This is a genomic window from Actinomadura roseirufa (genome assembly GCF_900659635.1).
Taxonomy (GTDB): Bacteria; Actinomycetota; Actinomycetes; order Streptosporangiales; family Streptosporangiaceae; genus Spirillospora; species Spirillospora roseirufa.
Genome location: NZ_CAACVB010000518.1, coordinates 1 through 2,446, shown reverse-complemented (window position 1 = coordinate 2,446; position 2,446 = coordinate 1). Strand labels below are relative to the sequence as shown.

The window sequence follows — 2,446 nt, the reverse complement described above, 5'->3', positions numbered from 1 at the left end:
TCCCGCGGCGGCTCCCGCTCCGGCGGCCGGGACCAGCCCGGCGGCGGCCAGCGGGAACAGCGCGGCCAGGGCGACGGCGGCCCCGGCGAGCGCGCGCACGCCCCGGGACTCCCACTCCGCCCCGTAGGCTGAGCGCGCCAGCTCGTCCAGCCACAGGACGAACGCCGCCGCGCTCGGCGGACGCTCCGCCGGGTCCTTGGCCATGCCCGCGGCGATCAGCGGGCGCAGCGGCGCGGCGACCTCCCCGTCCGGGACGTCCCCGGTCAGATGCCCGGCCATCACGGCGGCCCGGTCGCCGCCGTAGGGCCGCCGGCCGGTCAGGGACTCGAAGAACACGCAGGTGGCGGCGTACACGTCCGCGGCGGGCCCCGCGGCCTCGCCGCGCCACTGCTCGGGCGCCATGTACAGCGGCGTGCCCGCGCCGGACGCCGCGCCCTCGGGCGCGGCGACGCCGAAGTCGATGAGCCTGCTGCGCCCGTCGGCGGGCACGACGACGTTCGCGGGCTTGTAGTCGCGGTGGACGACGCCGACGGCGTGCGCGGCGGCGAGGCCGAGCAGCGAGCCCTTCAGCACCGACAGCGCCGCCTCGGGCTCCAGCGGGGCGTGCCGCGCGAGGATCTCCTTCAGCGGGACGCCGTCCACCGCCTCCATCACGATGGCGAGGTCGTCCCCGTGCTCGACCAGCCGGTACAGCCGCGCGACGTGCGGATCGTCGACCCGGCCGAGCATCCGCGCCTCGTGCCGCAGCCGCTCCCGCGCCGCCGGATCGGCGCCCGCCGCCAGGTACTTGATCGCCACCGGGGTGCCGCGCCCGGTGTGCCGGGCCAGCACGACCCGTCCCTGCGCGCCGCGTCCCAGCTCGCGGATCTCCTCGAACCCGTCCACCCGCCACCGCTCCACGGGTCCGCTCCTTCGCGCGTGCCGTACCGTCCACCTGCCGAGCGCGGCGAGGGCCCGCCCCCACGCGTCCGGGCTCACCGCGCGACCCCCATTGTGCGGCGAACCTTCCGGATCACGGCCCGCCCGCACTCGAACTTCCGCTGTCAGGCGGTGGGTTCCGGCTCCGGTGCCGCGACGCCGGGGGCGGGGGACGCCCCGTTCGCGCTGCCGGCGGGACGGGTGCGGAGGATCTGCTCGGCCAGTTTCCGGACGCGCTCCTCGTGCTCGTCGTAGCCGACCACCACCGGCGGCTCGTTGTAGGGCATCGTGTCGGACGAGCGGCGCAGCTTCACGTACTGCCCGCACGCGTCGATCGCGTACGGCTCCATGTCGTCCTGCAGCGCGCCGATCACCGTGATGCCGTGCGTCTCGCCGATCTTGCGGAACAGCGCCACCGCCTCCTTGCGGTGCTCCTTGCCGAGGTTGCGGCCGAGCTCGTCCAGGACCAGGCACAGCCGCCCGCCGCCGGAGCTGGCCAGCGCCGCCGCGCACACCAGCTTGACCGCCTTCTCGTCCATCAGCGCCGTGTTCGCGCGCCGGTTGTAGGGGACGTACCGCTGCCCGTCCGAGCGGCGCCACTTCGGCGTCACCCGCCAGCGCCACTCCTGCTCGGGGTCGCCCGGCTGCTCGGGGGTGGGGAACTCCAGTGTCGCCCCGTACCCGCCGTAGGCCACGTCCAGCTTCTCGAACTCCTCCGAGACGCGCTGCAGCCGGGCGCGGATCGCCGCGGTCAGCGCCGTGCGGTGCGCCTCGGCGGCGCCCGCCGCCTCCAGCGCGCCCTTCTGCGCCTTCTCCAGGTCGGCGCGGCGTCCCGACAGCTGCACCTCGATCTGCCGCCGCTGGTGCCGCTCGTAGTCCTCCTGCCGGCGCAGGTACCCCTCCAGCGACTTCGCCAGCCGGGGGAACGTGGCCTGCTCGCGGTCGGCGCGGCGGCCCTCGCCGTCGGCGCGCTCGCGCAGCAGGAACCGCGCCTCCTCCGGCATGTCCTCGTCGGCGGGCCCGTCCGGGAACACCCGGCGCAGCGCCTCCGACAGGTGCTTCTCCGCGGCGTGCCACCACTCGGCGGGCGTCCAGGTCGCCTCGTCCTCGTCCAGGCCCGACAGCCACTCGGCGGCGCCCTCGCGGGAGCCGCCCCACTCCTTCTCCAGCGCGTCCAGGCCCAGCGCGGCGCGCCGGTCGGCGAGCTCGGCGGACCGGCGGCGGACCTCGTCGCGCTCGCGTTCGCGCTCGTCCCGGCGCCCGCGCAGCCGGTCCACCTCCAGCGCGCGCGTGTCGGCCTTCGCCTGCAGCCTCCGCAGCGTCTGCTCCGCCGAGCCGAGACGCGGCCCGAGCTTGGACTCGGCGCTCGCCAGCACCTCCAGCTCCTCGCGCAGCTCCGTCATCCGCTCCCGGACCCCGGCCAGCTCCTCGGCCGCGCGGGCGCCGGTGAGCCGCCGCCCGGCCAGCGCGACGTCCGCGGCGGTGTCGGACGCCCGCCGCCGCGCCCGCTCCAGCGCCTCCCGCGTCT

The 2,446-nt window shown here is 76.9% G+C and carries 1 protein-coding gene and 1 pseudogene; both read right to left on the bottom strand.

Annotation, left to right across the window (positions count from 1 at the left end; all coding sequences use genetic code 11):
• On the bottom strand, positions 1 to 900 hold a 900-nt coding region (locus E1291_RS41000; protein ID WP_165495546.1), incomplete at its 3' end, for a serine/threonine-protein kinase.
• A gap of 143 nt (positions 901 to 1,043) precedes the next feature.
• Positions 1,044 to 2,446, bottom strand: a pseudogene (locus E1291_RS40995) (chromosome partitioning protein ParA); the annotation flags it as partial.